This window comes from Stenotrophomonas sp. NPDC047960, assembly GCF_043204395.1.
Classification (GTDB): domain Bacteria; phylum Pseudomonadota; class Gammaproteobacteria; order Xanthomonadales; family Xanthomonadaceae; genus Stenotrophomonas.
Genome location: NZ_JBIDBX010000002.1, coordinates 270464 through 287662 on the forward strand (window position 1 = coordinate 270464; position 17199 = coordinate 287662).

Annotated in this window: 11 protein-coding genes; 4 read left to right on the plus strand and 7 right to left on the minus strand. The window is 67.8% G+C overall.

Annotated elements, in window-relative coordinates:
* Positions 1 to 114: 114 nt before the first annotated feature.
* Both ACGFZ3_RS06845 and ACGFZ3_RS06850 read left to right on the plus strand, forming a co-directional pair.
* Entirely contained in the window at positions 115 to 2094 is a 1980-nt protein-coding gene (locus ACGFZ3_RS06845; protein WP_392918255.1) for a transglycosylase SLT domain-containing protein, read from the plus strand.
* 3 nt (positions 2095 to 2097) lie between these two features.
* Positions 2098 to 3318: a multifunctional CCA addition/repair protein gene (locus ACGFZ3_RS06850; protein WP_392918257.1), complete on the plus strand. Its 1221-nt coding sequence runs from the start codon at positions 2098 to 2100 to the stop codon at positions 3316 to 3318.
* Positions 3319 to 3510: 192 nt separating this feature from the next.
* On the opposite strand, the gene ACGFZ3_RS06855 is transcribed toward ACGFZ3_RS06850, so the two are convergent.
* From ACGFZ3_RS06855 to ACGFZ3_RS06870, 4 genes are read right to left on the minus strand one after another with little or no spacing between them, the layout of a single operon-like run.
* On the minus strand, positions 3511 to 4986 hold the full coding sequence (locus ACGFZ3_RS06855) for a 2-dehydro-3-deoxy-6-phosphogalactonate aldolase (RefSeq protein WP_392918260.1): 1476 nt from the start codon (positions 4984 to 4986) through the stop codon (positions 3511 to 3513).
* Entirely contained in the window at positions 4983 to 5903 is a 921-nt protein-coding gene (locus tag ACGFZ3_RS06860) for a 2-dehydro-3-deoxygalactonokinase (RefSeq protein WP_392918263.1), read from the minus strand. The genes ACGFZ3_RS06855 and ACGFZ3_RS06860 overlap by 4 nt, the downstream gene beginning before the upstream one ends.
* Positions 5900 to 6637, minus strand: a complete 738-nt coding sequence (locus ACGFZ3_RS06865; protein ID WP_392918266.1) for an SDR family NAD(P)-dependent oxidoreductase — start codon at positions 6635 to 6637, stop codon at positions 5900 to 5902. The genes ACGFZ3_RS06860 and ACGFZ3_RS06865 overlap by 4 nt, the downstream gene beginning before the upstream one ends.
* A 31-nt stretch (positions 6638 to 6668) precedes the next feature.
* Positions 6669 to 9341: a TonB-dependent receptor gene (locus ACGFZ3_RS06870; RefSeq protein WP_392918269.1), complete on the minus strand. Its 2673-nt coding sequence runs from the start codon at positions 9339 to 9341 to the stop codon at positions 6669 to 6671.
* A 245-nt stretch (positions 9342 to 9586) separates the two neighbouring features.
* On the opposite strand from ACGFZ3_RS06870, the gene ACGFZ3_RS06875 reads away from it, so the two are divergent.
* Positions 9587 to 10519, plus strand: coding sequence for a dihydrodipicolinate synthase family protein (locus ACGFZ3_RS06875; protein WP_392918272.1), 933 nt, complete (start codon positions 9587 to 9589; stop codon positions 10517 to 10519).
* The gene (locus ACGFZ3_RS06880) at positions 10516 to 11685 is read left to right on the plus strand and encodes a mandelate racemase/muconate lactonizing enzyme family protein (RefSeq protein WP_392918275.1); all 1170 of its coding nucleotides are present in this window, start codon (positions 10516 to 10518) and stop codon (positions 11683 to 11685) included. The genes ACGFZ3_RS06875 and ACGFZ3_RS06880 overlap by 4 nt, the downstream gene beginning before the upstream one ends.
* 242 nt (positions 11686 to 11927) lie before the next feature.
* Here ACGFZ3_RS06880 and ACGFZ3_RS06885 read toward each other — a convergent pair whose 3' ends face one another.
* The 3 genes from ACGFZ3_RS06885 to ACGFZ3_RS06895 all read right to left on the minus strand — a co-directional run bounded on the left by ACGFZ3_RS06885 (position 11928) and on the right by ACGFZ3_RS06895 (position 17094).
* Complete coding sequence (locus ACGFZ3_RS06885) at positions 11928 to 13241, minus strand: MFS transporter (protein ID WP_392918278.1); 1314 nt, start codon at positions 13239 to 13241, stop codon at positions 11928 to 11930.
* Between the two features lie 97 nt (positions 13242 to 13338).
* Positions 13339 to 14058 (minus strand): IclR family transcriptional regulator, encoded by a 720-nt coding sequence (locus ACGFZ3_RS06890; RefSeq protein ID WP_392918281.1) that lies wholly within the window; start codon positions 14056 to 14058, stop codon positions 13339 to 13341.
* Positions 14059 to 14121: 63 nt separating this feature from the next.
* The gene (locus tag ACGFZ3_RS06895; protein ID WP_392918284.1) at positions 14122 to 17094 is read right to left on the minus strand and encodes an autotransporter domain-containing protein; all 2973 of its coding nucleotides are present in this window, start codon (positions 17092 to 17094) and stop codon (positions 14122 to 14124) included.
* Positions 17095 to 17199: the final 105 nt, after the last annotated feature.

Below are 17199 nucleotides of genomic sequence, written 5' to 3' on the forward strand. Positions count from 1 at the left end.
CGGCTTTGACATTACGCCCGTGCATGGCGCCTGTTCAGGGGGACGACGGGTGTCGTTCATCATCGAGTTGGCTTGCCCTCACCGGCGTTCACCCCCGCCCGCTATCCTTTCGGCATGAACCGACTCCCCCTCCTGATCCTCAGTTCCGCCACCCTGCTCGCCTGCACGGGCGTGGGCGCCGATGCCGGTGCCCAGAGCCTGGACGCCCAGCGCGCGCAGATGAAGGCGGCCATCGAGAATGCCGAACGCGGCCAGTTCGATCCCGGCCAGGCGGCGGGGCTGGCAAAGCACCCGCTGTATGGCTGGCTGGAGTACGCCAACCTGCGCCGCAACATCGATACGGTCACCACGGCCCAGGCCCAGGAGTTCCTCAAGCGCTACAACGGCCAGGCCGTGGCCAGCAGCTTCCGCAGCGTGTGGTTGCCGGCGGTCGCCCGGCGCCAGGACTGGCCCACCCTGCTGGCGAACTGGGCGCCCACCGAGAATGTCGGCCTGCGCTGCGCCCAGCTCAATGCGCGCCAAGCCACCGGCAAGGCCGATGCGCAGTGGGTCAGCGAGGCCCAGGCGATCTGGCGCAGCACGGGCAAGTCGCTGCCCGATGCCTGCGATTCCGTTTTTGCGGTGCTGGATGCCAAGGGCGGGATGAGCGCTGCGCTGCGCTGGGAGCGCATCGATGCGGCGGCCGACGCGCAGGAGCCGGCGGTGATGCGCAGTGCCGCGCGCGGGCTGCCGGCCGCCGACCTGGCGCTGGCCAACACCTATGCCGCGTTCGTGGACAAGCCCAATGCCAGCGCGCTGAATTGGCCGCGCAACGAACGCAGCCGGCGCATCGCCACCGATGGCCTGGCCAAGCTGGCCAAGGCCGACCCGGACGCGACCGAACAGCAGCTGCCGCAGTACGCCAACGCGCTGCAGCTGAGCGCCGCCCAGCAGGCGGAGGTGAAGTACCAGATCGCGCTGTGGACGGTGGCGTCCTATGGGCCCGATTCCGCACGCCGGCTCAACGCCGTGCCGGATTCGGCGTATGACGAGCGCCTGCACGAATGGCGGGCGCGGGAGGCGATGTCGCGCGGCGATTGGCCGGCCACGCTGGCCGCGATCCGCAAGATGGGCCCGACCCAGCGCAATGACTCGCGCTGGCGCTACTTCGAGGCGCGCATGCTGGACAAGACCGGCAAGCGCAACGAGGCATTGCCGCTGTACCGCGAAGCAGCGCGCGCGGCCACCTTCCATGGCTTCCTGGCCGCCGACCAGCTGGGCCAGAGCACCTACACGCTGTGCCCGGTGGAACCCAAGGACAGTGCGCAGGCACAGGCCACGGTGGCACGTGACCCGGCGATCGTGCGCGCGATGGAGCTGTTCAAGATCGAACGTTCCGGCTGGGCCGTGGCCGAGTGGAATGATGCACTGACCCGCTTCGATACCACCCAGCGCCGCATCGCGGTGGAAGTGGCGCGCGACAACGGCTGGTTCGACCGCGCGGTGTTCTCGCTGGGCAAGACACCGGAAGAGCAGCGCCTGTACAGCTTGCGCTTCCCGCTGCACCACGACGATGCGATCCGCCGCGAATCGGCCCGCAACGCGATCGATCCGGCCTGGGTGGCCGCCGAGATCCGCGCCGAGAGCATCTTCAACCCGAAGGCGCGTTCGCCAGCCAATGCGATGGGGCTGATGCAGGTGTTGCCGGCTACCGGTGCCAGCGTGGCCAAGACCATCGGCCTGACCAACTACGGCGGTGCGGCCAGCCTGTATGACGCCGACACCAACATCGCCATCGGCACCGCCTACCTGCGCCAGCTGATGAACAAGTACGAGGGCCTGCCGTATGTGACCATCGCCGCCTACAACGCCGGGCCGACCCCGACCGCACGCTGGCAGTCGCAGCGGCCGGGCTTCGACCCGGACATCTGGATCGAGACCATCAGCTACAAGGAAACCCGCGAGTACGTGGCGCGGATCCTGGCCTTCAGCGTGATCTACGACTGGCGCTTGAACGGCGATGCGCTGCCGGTGACCGACCGCATGAACGGGCGGCTGCAGGCGAAGCGGAAGGCGTTCACCTGCCCGACCGATGCGGAGAAGGGCGGCGACTGACCCATGAAGATCTATCTCGTTGGCGGCGCGGTGCGCGACCGCCTGCTGCAGCGTCCTGCCGGCGACCGCGACTGGGTGGTGGTGGGTGCCACCCAGCCGGAAATGGAAGCGCTGGGCTACAAGGCGGTGGGCAAGGACTTCCCGGTATTCCTGCACCCGGACACGGGCGAGGAATACGCGCTGGCCCGGACCGAACGCAAATCCGGGCGCGGCTACCGGGGCTTCGTGGTCGATGCCGATCCATCGGTGACGCTGGAAGAAGACCTGCTGCGCCGCGATTTCACCATCAATGCGATTGCCTGCGATGAGGCCAGCGGCGAGCTGGTGGACCCTTACGGCGGCGTGCGCGACATTGAACAGCGCGTGCTGCGCCATGTGGGCCCCGCCTTCGTGGAAGATCCGCTTCGGGTGCTGCGTGCAGCGCGCTTCATGGCGCGCTTTGCACCGCTGGGCTTCAGCGTGGCGCCGGAAACGATGCAGCTGATGCGGCAGATCGCCGAAAGCGGCGAGCTGGATGCGTTGGTGCCCGAACGGGTCTGGCAGGAGCTGCGCCGCGTACTCGGTTCGGCCCAACCCTCGGCCTTCCTGCGCACGCTGCACGATGCCGGTGCGCTCGGCGCGGTGCTGCCCGAGCTGGAAGCGCTGTACGGGGTGCCGCAGCGCGCCGAACACCACCCGGAGGTGGATACTGGCGTGCACCAGGAAATGGTCAGCGATATTGCCGCGCAGCTGGCGCCGGGCGATGACATGGTCGGCTTTGCCGCGCTCACCCACGACCTGGGCAAGGCACTGACCCCGCAGGCGGAATGGCCGCGCCATGTGATGCATGAGCAGCGCGGACTGGAACCGCTGCGTGCGCTGTGTGATCGCCTGAAAGTGCCGCTGGACCATCGCCAACTGGCCGAGGCGGTGTGCCGCGACCATCTCAACGTGCACCGTATCGATGAACTGCGCGATGGCACGGTGCTGGAGCTGCTCGGCCGCTGCGATGGGTTCCGGCGGCCCGAACGGATCGCCAGGATCGCGGTGTGCTGCGAGGCAGATGCGCGCGGCCGTCTCAGCTTCGAGGATCGGCCTTACCCGCAGGGTGAAACGCTCAAGCGCCTGCACCAGGCGGCGTTGTCAGTGCAGGCCCGCGACCTGGATCTGGCCCACCTGAAAGGTCCAGCAGTAGGCGAGGCGCTGGCTCAAGCCCGCATCAAGGCAATCGCCGCCGCCCGGTAGGGTTGGTTCCCAAACAACCGCCCTCAGCGTGCCCACGTTCGGTAACGCATGACCTGCGCCGAAGCACAAGCGCGGTCTCGACGGAGGTCATGCCACAACCGGATGTTGATCATCCCACGGCGGTGGTGCTCCTCCGCATCCTGCGGCCGCACCACTCGTGCATCCATGCACATCGTCGATTGGGATGCGACCCTACCGATGCATCGCGAACGCTTTGTCAAATGGATGCACCACGAACAGGCCGCCTGCTCCGGGTGAGCGGGCGAGATCGGCGTCGGACAGGCGCGCCCGCGCGGTAGTGATGAAAAGGCGTCCGTCGTGTGCAAATGCGAGGCTGCCTACGTGTGCGGCAGGGACCGGGATCGAGCGCAGGACCGCACCGTTGGGGGCGAGTTCCACCACCGCATGGCCGCCCCACATCGCCACCCACAGGTGGCCGTCGGGTCCCATCGCCATGCCGTCGGGTTTGCCGGGCAGGCCGAGGAAGTCGGTCACCACGCGCGGTTCGCCCAGCGTGCCGGTGTCGATATCGGCCGGATAGGCGAGCAGCGTGCGCGCCAGCGTGTCGATCACGAACAACGTGCGTTCGTCGGAAGAGAAGGCCATGCCGTTGGCCACGCCCAGCCCCTCTGCCACGCGCTGCGCGGGTGCTTCCGGGCGGGTTGCATGGAACAGCGCGCCACGGCCGGACAACAGGCCGCGATGCATGGAACCGCCCCACAGCCCGCCCCGGCTGTCCACCACCATATCGTTGAGCCGGCATCCCACACCGACATCGATCTCAGGGCCGACAGTGATGCTTCCCTCCGGCCCGAGCCGCAGGAAGTGTGTCTCGCCATTGCCGACCAGCGCGGACCCCACCCGTCCCAACGCCCACACCGGTTCGGTCAGCGGCACGCGCGTGCACGCCTTACCATCCCAGCGCAGCAGGCACGGCACGGTCGGGTCGACCCAGCACAAGGCGCCTTCGGCATCGAAGAGGGGCGACTCGCCCACCATCGTCTGCGCGGCATGCACCAACATGGCCACCGGCGTCGGGGGCGCCTGCAAGGCCTGGATCCATGCGGCAGCACGCCGGCCGACGTCATCGGCGGCCCGGCCGGGACGGTACAGATCGGTGCCGACGCCGAAGGCGCGAACACCTGCCTGGCGGTATGCGCCGATGTCGCCCACGCTCACGCCGCCCACGGCAATGAGCGTCACGCCGGCCGGTAGCACCGCCGACAGCGCGGACAACTGCGGTCGCGCGCCATGGGCCGGGAATGCCTTGAGATGGCGGGCACCGGCGGCGTTGGCGGCGAACGCTTCGGTTGCAGTGGCGAACCCGGGCAAGGGGATCATGCCCTTCGCCAGTGCGGCAGCGATCACGGCCGGATCGGTATTGGGCGACACGCAGAACGCGCAACCGGTGGTAGCGAGCTGCTCGACCGCATCGGTGGTCACCACCGTGCCGGCACCGATCAGCATGCGCCCTTCAAAATGCGCTGCCAGTGCGGCGATGGTGGGGAACGGGTCCGGCGAATTGAGCGGCACTTCCGCCAGCCGCACGCCGGCGGCATACAGCGCCTCCACCACTGCAATCGCTTCGTCGCCAGTCAGCCCGCGCAGGATCGCAATCAGTCCCGTATCGGCCAGTGCACGGTCGAACACCGCATCATGCGCACTCATGCCATCGCCCCCGCTGCCCGGTGCAGTGCCATGAACCCGCGGGTCGAGGCCTGCTGCGAGGCGATGGGCCTGCCGGAGCTACCCAGCTCCTGCAGTGCGCGCGCATACAGCGCACACACCGGCGCTGCGCCGATCAACGGCACCTCGTTCATTACGTCTACCCAGTAGCGGCGCACATCGGCGAGCTCCGCGCCGATCAGCAGTCCACGCAGATACGAGGCGCCATCGCGTCGGGCCAGATCCCCCCGGATTACCTGCGCCCGCGCGCCGAACAGCAGCGTGGCCAAGCCCGCACCGCCCTGCGCGGCCCGCACGCCATCGATGAACGCCGCGCCGTCTTCGGCCGGTCCATCCACCACGGATGCCAGCAATCCGGCTGCGGTGAGCCGGTCGAAGATCTCGCCCGACATCGCGGTCATGAACTCCACCACCACGCCCTGTTCCAGCCGCACCCACTTGCTGTGCGTGCCGGGCAAGGCCACCAGTCCCGTGGCCGGAATCGTCCCGAGCGCGACCATCCCCAGCAGCTCGGTTTCCTCCCCGCGCATGATGTCCGGTGCACCGTCGCCGCGCCGGCAGGCCAGCCCCGGAACGATCGCCACCGCATGCGCACCGATCTGGACCTCATGCAGGCGCCCGGCAATGGCGTCCGGTGACGCCGGGCACTCCACGTATCCCGCATCACTCCAGCCGATGTTCGAACCAATCATGCCGCTGGCGTAGATCCGCGAGGCGTGCGGCCATGCCGTTGTTACCTCCTCCAGCAGCGCCTGCATCTGCGACCGCTCCAGCCCGGCAATGCCGCGCGGCTGTTCGATCGTCGCGCTGACGGTTCCGTCTTCGTCGATCCGGTAAGCACGGAAGTTGGTACTGCCCCAGTTGATGCCGATGATGTAGTTCGTGTCCTGCACACTCATCGCCGGGTCACCCCTGCACCACCGTCCAATGGAAACACCGAACCGGTGATCCAGCCGCTGCGCGGCGAGGCCAGGAACAACGCCAGCTCGGCGGCGTCTTCCGGGGTGCCTAGGCGACCCAGCGGATGACGCTGCTCGTTGCTGCGCCGTGCGGCGGCCGGATCGGCGGCGCGCGCGAACGAGGCCTGCAGCATCGGCGTGTCCACCGACGCCGGCGCGATGGTGTTGACCCGGATGTGGTCCGGGGCAAACTCCAGCGCGGCGGTGCGCGCCATTTCCTCCAGCGCGGCCTTGGACGCGGCATAGGCCGCCAGCCCCGGGGTTGCAAAACGTGCGTTGATCGACGACACCAGCACGATGCTGCCACCGCGCCCGCGCATGTCCGGCACCACCTCGCGCATCACCCGCAGCGCACCGAGCACGTTGACCGAGTACACGTCCAGCCAAAGGTCGTCGGTGCTGTCGAGCGTGCTGCCCGGCGGGCAGATGCCGGCGCAATGCACCAGCGCATCAAAGGGCCCCAGCGCAGTGCGCACCTCGGCAATCGCAGCACTGACCGCCTCCGGCGAGCGCAGGTCGGCCACGGCACTGGCGTCCGCCCCGCTCGACACGCCCTGGTCCAGCGCCGCCACCCGGGCGCCATCGGCGCGCAGCCGCGTCACCACCGCCGCGCCGATCCCGCTGGCCGCGCCGGTCACCAGCACCGTGCGCCCCTGCATCTCCGCCTCGCTCATGCCCTGCCCATCCTTTCCAGAGGAACCATGCTCAGAACCGGTAGGTCAGGCTGGCCTTGTAGGACCGGCCGAACACCACGTTGGTACGCAGGCCTTCGGCATAGCCGTCGAAGGTGCGCTGTTCGCTGTCGAGCAGGTTGTTGCCTTCCAGCTTCAGCGACAAGCGCTCGCTGAAATCGTAGCTCATCGATGCCGACAGGTCCTTGTAGGTATCGTTGTAGATGCCCGTGGATGCCGCCGACAATCCCACCAGGTACTCGTCACGCCAGTTGTAGGCCAGGCGGATGCCGAACGGACCGTTCTCGTAGTAGCCGATCAGGTTGGCGTTGTTCTTGGACAGGCCCGGGAAGGTCATCGCATTGCCGTTGATGTCGGTGATCGGGGTTTCCGAGTCGATCCAGGTGTAGGTGGCCACCACGCCGAAGCCATCGAACATGCCACTGAAGGGCACCTGCGCCAGCAGCTCGGCGCCCTTCACCTTGGCCTTGTCGCCGTTGATCTTGCGCAGCACCAGGAAGTTGACGTTGCTGTAGGTTTCCGCGCTCTGGCGCTGCACGATGAAGGTGGACACGTCCTTGTAGAACAGGCCGGCCGAAAGCAGGCCCTGGCCGCCGTAGTACCACTCCAGCGACAGGTCGTACTGGGTGGCCTTGAACGGATCCAGGTCCGGTGCGCCGCCGCTGCCGGTGCCCGGCGAGGTCTGCACGCCGTTGGCATCGAACACGGCGTTGTTGTTGAGGGTCACGCCGTTGTTGAGGTCTTCGGTGTTGGGGAAGGCGACCACCTTGGCCGCGCCGCCGCGCAGCACCAGGCTGTCGGTGATCTGCAGCTTGGCCACCGCCGAGGGCAGTACGTTGCGGTCATCCCGTTCGAAGTTCGACGGGGTCAGCACGCCGGTGCCGCTGATCAGGTTGCCGCGCGAGGTCAGGTCACGGCCCACGAAGCGCAGGCCGACGTTGCCGCCCAGCGCCATGCCGCCCACCTCGGCGTCCCAGTTGAGCTTGGCGTAGGCCTCGAGGAAGTCTTCATCGACGCTGAAGGTGGCCGAATAGGCCAGCGCGGTAGTGGCCGGATCCAGGCACTGCGGGTTCTGGGAGATCTGCGGCAACGTGGTGAAGCTGTCGCAGCCGCCGAAGGTGCCGCGGAACGCCCCCAGGTAATCGCGCGGCAGGCCGGCGAACTCACCCGGCAGGAAGTCGTTGTTGCTGTACACGCGGATGTACGGATCCATCTGCGTGACCGGAATGCCGCCGGCCGGGCGGATGTCGGCGCGGCGCGGGTCCTGCAGGCTTTCCAGCCGGCTGAAGCGCGCGCCGACGTCCAGCGAACGCAGCGGGCCATTGTCGAAGGCCAGGCTCCAGTCGGTGCGCAGCGCGCGCGAGTCGGTCTGCGCGCGCCAGTCGTTGTCGAACAGGATGGTCATGCGCCACTGCGCCGGATCAACCACGTTGACGCCACTGACATTGAAGCTGCCGAAGCTGCCGCTGCGCAGGTCGAAGTCGGTGACCGAGGTCAGCCCGGCCATCGGCGCCAGCCGCATGTAGCGCTGGTTGTAACTGGCGGTGGAACGCCCCCAGTCCAGTTCAGCCGAACCGGTCACGCGTTCGCCGACCTGGAAGCTGGCGCGCAGCGCGCTGGACAGGGTGTCCGAATCGATGTCGGCCACTTCGGTGTTGAGCAGCACGGTGCCGGTGGACCGGCCGGCCAGCAGGATGTCGTGGTCGGAATAGACCGCGTTGCTCAGGCCGGCGGAGGGGTTGAAGGCGATCCAGTAGCGGTCGCGCTCGGCCTTCTGCCGGGAATAAAACGTGTCCCAGGACAGCTCCACGCCATCGGCCGGGCGCCACTGCAGCACCGCGCTCAGGCCAACTTTGGTGCGGTCATCGTCGATGTTCTGCGCACGCATGTCGGTGCTGCCGAAGCGCGTGCGGGTGGGGTCGGTCGGGTCGTTGAAGCGGGCATACCCGGAGAACGTATCCAGGCCCTGCTGCACCACGTTGCGGCGGCCGTACGTGGCCGACAGCAGCGCACCGAAGGTGCGGTCCTCATTGCGCCGCGAGATCAGCCCGAACGCGTTGTGGCCCCAGGAATCGGCCATGTCGTCGTAGGTGCCGGCCAGGCTGACCACGTTCTGGTCGCTGTCGCCCGACAGCGGCTGCCGGGTGTGGATGTCGACGATGCCACCCAGCCCACCGGACATCTGGTCGGCGCCGGCCAGCTTGGTGACTTCCAGCCGCGAGATCAGTTCGGAGGGCACCAGCGAGAGCAGTCCGTAGGTGGAGGTGGCCAGCTGGTCCAGGCCGTTGCCGCCGCGCCCGGTGGCATCGACGATCTGGCGGCCGTTGTACAGCAGCACGTTCTCTTTCAGGCCGCGCACCAGGATGTCGCTGCCCTCGCCCATGCCGCGCTCGAGCTGCACGCCGGCCACCCGGCCCAGCGATTCGGCGACGTTGGTGTCGGGCAGCTTGCCGATGTCATCGGCCACGATCGCGTCGACGATCTGCGGCGAATCGCGTTTGAGGTCGCGCGAGGCTTCCAGGCTGCCGCGGATGCCGACCACGCTCACGGCGTCGAGCGTCTGCGCCTGTTGGTCGCCGGCGGTGGTGGTGGTGGCGGGCGGAGCATCCTGTGCGGCGGCCAGCATCGGCGCCAGCAGGCAGGTGCCCAAGGCGGTGAACAAGGTGGAACGTCGAAAACGAAGCATGTATCGGCCCTCTCCCAAGGTAGGGATCCCGCTGCAGGCCCCCGACCTGCCCAGCTGGATCCAGCGCTTTTTCGTCGTTGCTGCTGCGCTGCGGCTTGGCAGCGTGTAGCTAATATAGCAATATGATTTGACCGCGCACGCTGCAATGCAGCGAAGAATCAAGATCTGCCTGTAGCGTCTGCGGCCACTTTCCTTCCATAGTGTTGCTATCCATGGCACACGCTTTCCAACAAGGACCCGGCGCAATGGCCGTTCTGCAAGGTGTCTTCCCGATCCTGCCCAGCATCTTCGACGCGCACGGCGCGCTCGACGAGGCCGGGACCGAAGCCGTGTTCGAGTACATCCTGGCCGCCGGCGCGGCCGGGGTGGTGTTTCCGGGCCTGGCCAGCGAGTACGACATGCTCACGCTGGATGAGCGCCTGCACCTGACGGCCTGCATCGGCCGCTGGAACCGCGGCCGCGTGCCGTTCATCGTCGGCGCCAGCGCGCGCACGCTGGAAGACGCGGTGCGGCTGGCCCAGGCCGGTGGCCACGCCGGTGCGAGTGCGGCGATGGTGCTCACCCCGCACGCGCTGGCCGGTGATGCCGAGGGCATGGCCGCGTTCTTCAGCCGCCTGGCCAGCGAATCGGGCGTGGCGGTGATGCTGCAGAACGCACCGGCGCCGATGGGCGTCGGGTTGGGCGTCGACGAGGTGGTGGCACTGACCGCGCGTGTCCCCGCCATTGAATACGTCAAGGAAGAGACGATGCCCTCGGGCCACCGCATCACCGCGCTGTCCGAACGCGCCGGCAGCAGGGTGCGCGCGGTGTTCGGCGGTGCCGGCGCCCGCTATGTACTGGATGAACTCACGCGCGGGGCGGTCGGTACGATGCCGGCCTGCGAAATCACCGAGGTGCACGTGGCGATGCTGGCGGCCTGGGCGGCAGGCGATCAGTCGCGTGCGCGAACGTTGTTCGAGCGCACCCTGCCGCTGCTCAGCATGCAGGCGGTGTTCCGCTGGCGCCTGACCAAGGCCATCCTGCTGCGCCGCGGCCTGATCGGCAGCGACCATGTGCGTGCACCGGGACCGGCACTGGACCGCTTCGACGAACGCGAACTGGATATCCTGCTGGATCGCATCAGCGACCTGCTGCCGTTGGACACCGTCCCCGGGCAGGCACGGAGAAGCCACGCGTGAGCCAGGTCACCCAGGTTGAAACCTTCATCCTCACCGTTCCGCGCACCACGCCCTACCTGGGGCCGCTGGGGCCGGGCGAGCGGGTCAACGCGCGCGGCTACCTGGTGCGCAAGGGCAACGGGACGCTCTACCCCACCGTGGACCGCTCGGTGCTGGTGCGCGTCACCACCGCCGATGGCGCGGTGGGCTGGGGCGAAACCTATGGCATCTGCGCGCCGCGCGCGACCTGCGAGATCATCAACGACCTGCTTGCGCCGGAACTGATCGGGCGCGAGCCGGACGACGTGGAGCAGATCTGGGACGACCTTTACGGCCTGATGCGCGTGCGTGGCTGCGGCAGCGGGTTCCACACCGATGCGCTGGCGGCGCTGGACATCGCCCTATGGGACCTGCGCGCGCGTGCGGCCGGCCAGCCGCTGTGGGCGCTGCTGGGTGAGCGGCAACGCGACACCATTCCCGGCTATGTGTCCGGCCTGCCGGCGGCAACGGTCGCGGAGAAGGTGGCGATGGCGCGCGCGTTTGCGGCGCAGGGCCACGATGCCTTCAAGGTGCACGCGGTGGTGAGCCATGAGGGCATCGTCGAAGAAATGCAGGCGCTGCGCACCGAGCTGGGCGATGCGGTGCACCTGATGGTGGACCTGCACTGGAAGTTCGATCACGCGCAGGCGTTGGCCCTGGCAGGGCAGCTGGCGCCCGCAAAACTGGCTTTCATTGAAGCGCCGCTCAAGCCTGAAGATGTGGCCGGACTGATTGCCTTGGGCCGCGACAGCCCCATTCCGGTCGCGGCCGGCGAAGAGTGGCCTACCGAGTACGTCGCGCAGCTACGGCTGGTGGGCGACACGCTTGCCTATGTGCAGCCGGAGATGGGCCACACCGGCATCACCCAGTTCCTGCGCATTGCACTCCTGGCGGCAGCGCACGGGGTGCAGATCGCACCGCACGCCACCATCGGCGGCGGCATCTTCATGGCGGCCAGCCTGCATGCGTCGGCGGTCATCGCGGGCCTGTGGCGGCACGAGTGGCAGCACTCGATCTTCTCGCGCTCGGTGGAGATGCTGGACACCGACATGGCGTATGCGCGCGAGGGCTACACGCTGCCCTCCGGTCATGGCCTGGGCGCGCAGCCCAACGCACGTTTCTGGGAACACGCAGAGTTCGTCCCCTGAAACTGGAGCCGGAGCGTTTCCGGCCTCACTCGTCGCAGGGATGCCGGTAGGGTCGCATCCCAATCGACCGCCATTGAATCGTCCGCATTCGGTAAGGGCATGACCTTCGCCGGAGAAAAGGCCGTCCCGATGATGGTCATGCCATCACCGGGCGTGGATGGTCCATCGGCGCTCGATAGGGATGCGACCCTACCGGCGACGCCATGCGTTCGCTGCGACGATCACCGCATGCCGTTCCCCGCTCAGCCCGCCACGACCTGCGCGTCTGGACCGATCAACGTCATCCTGGAGCGCTTGGCTTTTCTCAGCGCGGTCCACGCCAGCAGCACTGCAATGGGGTGCAGGAACGCCATCAGCACGAAGGCGCGGTCGAAGTTGCCGTCGGCGACCAGGTGGCCCACCACCTGCGCCGAGACCATGCCACCCAGCGCGCTGCCGCAGCCCACCAACCCGGCGACTGACGCGATGTAGCGCGAGGGGAACAGATCGACCGTCATCGCAGTGAGGTTGATCTGGTAGGTCAGGTGCGCGAACGTCACCACGCAGGCCAGCGCGAGCAGCAGCGGGATCGGCGGATGAAGCGCCACCAGCATGCCGATCGGCGCCAGGCAGGCCGCGCCGATCATGGTGGTCAGGCGGGCCCGCACCGGGCTCATGCCGCGCTTGACCAGCCGCCCTGAAATCAAGCCACCACCGACGCTGCCAATGTCCGCAGCAACGTAGACGATCCACGCCAGCGAGGCGATTGCGGCCAGACTCATGCCGCGCGCATCGCCCAGGTATTTGGGGAACCAGAACAGGTAGAAGTACCAGACCGGGTCGGCCACCGCGCGCGAGGCGACCAGCGCCCACACCGTGCGGTCGCGCGCCAGCCGGCCCCAGACCCCTTTCATCGACACCGCCGGTGCGGTTGCTGCGGGCGTTTCGAGTGCAGGTGTGGCAACTGCTTCGGCCGTCGCAGCCGCAGGCACCGCCGTGGCCGTCTGCCGCGCCGGGCGCGGGTAGACCAGGTACCACGCAATCATCCACAACAGCCCGGCCACGCCAGTGATCCAGAACGCGCTGCGCCATCCATACGTCAATGCAATGCCACCAATCAACGGCGGCGCCAGTGTCGCGCCGATCATCGCGCCGGCGGTGTACAGGCCCAGCGCCAGGCCGCGCTGCGGCGCCGGAAACTGCTCCGACACTACCTTGGTGCCCACGGTGTAATTGCCCGGCTCCCCCAGCCCCAGCGCGAAACGCGCCGCGCCCAGTTCGAACGCACTGCGCACGAAGCCGGTGGCGATATTGGCCAGTGACCACCAGCCCACGAACAGCAGCAGCGCCACGCGCGCGCCCAGCCAGTCGGTAACCCGCCCGGCCATCACGTAGGCCGCTGCGTAGGCGAACAGGAACACCTGCACCACGCGGGCATATTCCAGGTCGCTCATGCCGAGGTCGGCCTGGATGGTCGTGGCCAGGATCGACAGCGCCTGCCGGTCCAGGTAGTTGATCACCGTGGAAAAGAACAGCAGGGCCAGCAGCACCCACTTGGTGTTCCTGCCGCCGGTCATGCGCCCGCACGCTTGGACATTGCCGATGCCTCCCCTTCGGAAGGCTGCAACGTATTGCTATTGTAGCAACATGTCAAACCGCACTGCGGCAAAGCCTTCAGCCGATCTCGGCGGCCGCCGTGCGCAGTGCCGCGACCAGTTCTTCGGTGGCCGATTCAGGGATCCAGCCGGACATCGCAATGCCGGCATGCACAGGATCGCCCATGGCAATGGCCACGATGTGGTGGTCGCGTTCGTCGGCCACGTGCACGCGTGCATGCCCCTGCCGCCTTGTCTGTTCCAGGGTGGCCAGCAGCTGCTCGATGCCTTCCGGGAACATCGGGATGGGGCGGTCGGCGTACAGCTCGCGCACTTCATCATCGGACAGCTGGGCCAGCAGCACGATGCCGATGCCACTGGTGGTCGCTGGCAGCAGGCCGATGCGGCCCAGGCCCCGCGCCGCCTCGATGCCCGGCGGCGCATGGAACAGGTAGCTGACGCTGTCGTTCCACAGCACGCCCAGCGCCACGGTATGGCCGAACCGGCGCAGGTGCTCCAGCACGGGCAGCGCGCGGCGGATCAGCCCGGAGGCGAACAGGCTCTGCGCGGCCAGCACGTGCATGCCCGGCCCGGCGGTGTATTTGCGGTCGGCGGTCTGCCGGGCAATGCCCAGGTAGGCCAGCGTCTTGAGCAGCCGGTTGACCCGGGTGGGGTTGGCATCCAGCTGCCGGGCCAGTTCGCGGCAGCCCACCGGCTCGGGCGAGGACGCCAGCGCCTGCAGGGTCGCAATACCGTCGATCAGGCTCTGGTTGGGCTGGGCATTTGGCTTGGTTCGCATCCGGAAAGCGTACTTCCCCGCCGGAGGTAATGCCACCAATAGCAACACAATGCCCGGTTCCCGCTAGAAATCGAACCGCATCCCGACCGTGCCTTCGATCACCTTGCGTTCCTTCTGACGGCTGCTTTCCAGGTCGCGCGTGTAGTCGGCGACCGCAAACGCGCTGACATTGGCGTTGAAGCGCGCCACCACCCCGAAGCCGACTTCCAGCGCGCGCGAATCCTGCTGGTTGGTGATGCGGTTGCTGTCGAAGTCGATGCGGTCTTCGCCGTCGAGCGTCTGCCAGTAGTTGAGCTTGAAGTACGGCTGCCACCCGTTGCCGGCAATGTCGTAGTCGGCAGCCAGGCGCAGGCCGACCCGGCCGGTCCAGGCATTGTCGGCATTGAAGCGCAGCTGCGCGATGCGGTCGGCGGCATCGTCCACCGAGGTGCGCTGCCAGATCACCTGCACCTGCGGTTCCAGCCACCAGGCCGACTGGCCGAAGCGCAGCAGCGGCTTGCCGAGCTCCACCGACGCCGTGGTGCCGTCGCCATCCACGTCGATCCCGATGCCACGCGCGGATGTGGCTTCTCCGTCGTAACGGCTCTGCATGACCACCACGTCCAGGTAGCCGCCGGCGCTGCCCGCGCGCGTCCAGTACAGCCCCACGTGCTTGTCGTCCAGGCGGGTACTGCCCACCGCGACGTTCTCCCACCCGATCGCAAAGCCGTTGACGTTGCCCTGCGCGCGGGTGCGCCCGACAAAGACACCGAACTGATCGCGGTGGCCGCCCTCAGCGTTGGCGTACAGATCCAACCCGGCCTGCACGCCCTGGATATCTCCGTCGAATCCGGGTTGGGCATCGCCTTCCCAGTGCTGGTCGTGGCTTTGCCCGACCAGCCGCGCCCAGGCAGCAGGCACGCCGCCCTGCCCGGCCAGGATGCGCTGCTCGCCCTGACGTTCGTGGAAGGTGCCCAGGCTGGCCAGGCTGGCCTCGCGCAGCAGCGGCGGCACCACCGAATACACACTGGTCTCCAGCCGGTACAGGGGCACGATGGCCGCTTCCGACGGACGTGCATCCGGCGTCGGCGGCACCGCCAATGGGCCGGGAACAGCAGCCACCTCGGTTGGCACCGGTGGCGGCGCCTCCACCTGCGGTTCCGGCACCGGCGGCGGCGGGGCCGGCTCCGGCGGCGGCGCGGGTTCTGCGGCCACCGGATCTGGGTTCTCCGGTACATCCGGTGAGGGGGGCGGCGGCAGCGCAGGCGGCGGCGCCCCCTGCGCCTCCGGCGGCGGTGGCTCAGGCGTGACCGAGCCCAGACCCGTGGGAGGCGCAGCCGCTGCGGCGGCCACGCCGTTGACCAGGGTCGAACGCAGATACCAGTTCTCGCCACTCCCTGCGCTGACGCCACCCTTGAAGAGGAAGTACTCGAACGCGCCGGCCGCCACCGGACTGTAAAGCGCGAAAGCGGTAGCGCTGGTGCTGGCGCCATTGATGGCCTGCACGACCATGATGCCGTCCGCTATCGTCTCGGCCCCCGCTCCGCCCGCATTGAGGATGCCCACGCCGGTGGTGCCGCCGGCAACCCCTTTGGAGATCACCAGCCGGTCCGATACGGAATCGTCCGCGCCCAGCACCGTGTCCAGGTACAGTGCGCCGCCGTTGCCGGTGTAGTTGCCGGCAATGGTGAACACGTCGCCTGCGCCATTGGTGCCGTTGGTCAGATCGATCCACCCGGCATTGGTCACGCTCACCGGCAACGCCGCATTGAAGCCAACGATGCCGGCAGTGACGCCGCCGGCGAACAGCGTGCTGGTGGCATCCACGTCCAGCGTGCCGGTGCCGCTGGCGCTGTCGCCAAGGACCAGGTCGCCATCGAAGGTGAGCTGGGTGTCATTGCGCAGCGCCACCGCTTCCCAACCAGTGAAGCGCGCCACGCCGCTGGTCTTGACGTTGCCCATGCTCAAGGTGTCGTTGCCCAGGCCTCCGGTGAAGGCAGGCAGTGCACCCAAGTGGGAAACATTGAGGTTTCCCAACGTCGCCGTGTCATCGCCTTCGCCCAGATCGACCAGGCCATGCACCACGCCACCGCCATTCCAGTCGACGCGGTCATTGCCGAAGCTGAGACGGATCTCACCGCGAACGGTGCCCCCGGTGATCGTGACTGAATCGTTGCCACCGCTGACGCTGATGTTGCCACCGATGTAGCCATCGGACAGCACGATGGTGTCGTTGCCGAAGCCTGTGACGAGATTGCCGTCGATGGTGCCGCCGGACATCAGGAAGGTATTGTCTTCCAGCTTCATGTTGACCCGGCCGATGCGGCCGCCGGTCATCTCGCCATAATCACCATCATCGAACGCGCCGACGATGCGCCCGTCGGTCATGCGGAAGCGATCAAGCCCATCGCCCTGCAGCAACGCACCGATGGTACCTCCGGTCATCAGGAACGTATCGATGCCCGATCCCTGCTGGACCGTGCCGGTCACGGTCCCGCCGCTGACCTCCAGGCTGTCCTCGCCGTCACCCTGATCGATGCGGTCCATCGTTCCGTCGCGGATGACGATCGAGTCGCTCCCCACGCCTTGGAGAACCCCGCCACTGAGCGTACCGCCCAGCATCTCGAAGCGGTCGGCGCCGGTCCCGAAAATGATGCCGCTGGACCCACTGATGACGCCACGGTTGATGACGGTCGTGGCGGCATTGGTCACGATGGCGCCACCACCGGTGTTGCTGATCGTGCCGCGGTTGTCGATCAGATGCCCCGCCCCGCCATTCAGCCCGATCGATGCGCCTCCAGCGACCACCAGCTGCGCACCGCTCTGCACGTTGATGGTGACGTTGCTGGAGCCGACGACACTGGTGATGGCCGTGGTCTGGGGGCTGGGCGGACTGGTCGTACAGGTGACTGTCTGGCCCGTAGCCGGTGCGGTGTTATCGCAACCCGCCCAAGCGGGACTGGCGGCTGCCAGCAGCGCGGCGCCACAGGCCAGGCGGGTGATACGGCCAATGCAGTCGGCCAAGGGGTGCCTCGACAACGCGATCCTGGGGAGCATGACCCGATCCTTTTCCATAGGAAGGAATACGGTTGTACGACTGAGCGTGCTTTTTCCAGTAAAACTACTGCCCCCGTGCGCGTAGTCTTACTGGCCGAGATGTGA

Bases quoted from the DNA above. Each gene is read 5' to 3' on its own strand.
- ACGFZ3_RS06890 (WP_392918281.1), bottom strand. From the start codon at position 14,058: ATGCGAACCAAGCCAAATGCCCAGCCCAACCAGAGCCTGATCGACGGT.
- ACGFZ3_RS06865 (WP_392918266.1), bottom strand. From the start codon at position 6,637: ATGAGCGAGGCGGAGATGCAGGGGCGCACGGTGCTGGTGACCGGCGCG.
- ACGFZ3_RS06875 (WP_392918272.1), top strand. From the start codon at position 9,587: ATGGCCGTTCTGCAAGGTGTCTTCCCGATCCTGCCCAGCATCTTCGAC.
- ACGFZ3_RS06855 (WP_392918260.1), bottom strand. From the start codon at position 4,986: ATGAGTGCGCATGATGCGGTGTTCGACCGTGCACTGGCCGATACGGGA.
- ACGFZ3_RS06860 (WP_392918263.1), bottom strand. From the start codon at position 5,903: ATGAGTGTGCAGGACACGAACTACATCATCGGCATCAACTGGGGCAGT.
- ACGFZ3_RS06870 (WP_392918269.1), bottom strand. From the start codon at position 9,341: ATGCTTCGTTTTCGACGTTCCACCTTGTTCACCGCCTTGGGCACCTGC.
- ACGFZ3_RS06885 (WP_392918278.1), bottom strand. From the start codon at position 13,241: ATGACCGGCGGCAGGAACACCAAGTGGGTGCTGCTGGCCCTGCTGTTC.
- ACGFZ3_RS06895 (WP_392918284.1), bottom strand. From the start codon at position 17,094: ATGCTCCCCAGGATCGCGTTGTCGAGGCACCCCTTGGCCGACTGCATT.
- ACGFZ3_RS06845 (WP_392918255.1), top strand. From the start codon at position 115: ATGAACCGACTCCCCCTCCTGATCCTCAGTTCCGCCACCCTGCTCGCC.
- ACGFZ3_RS06850 (WP_392918257.1), top strand. From the start codon at position 2,098: ATGAAGATCTATCTCGTTGGCGGCGCGGTGCGCGACCGCCTGCTGCAG.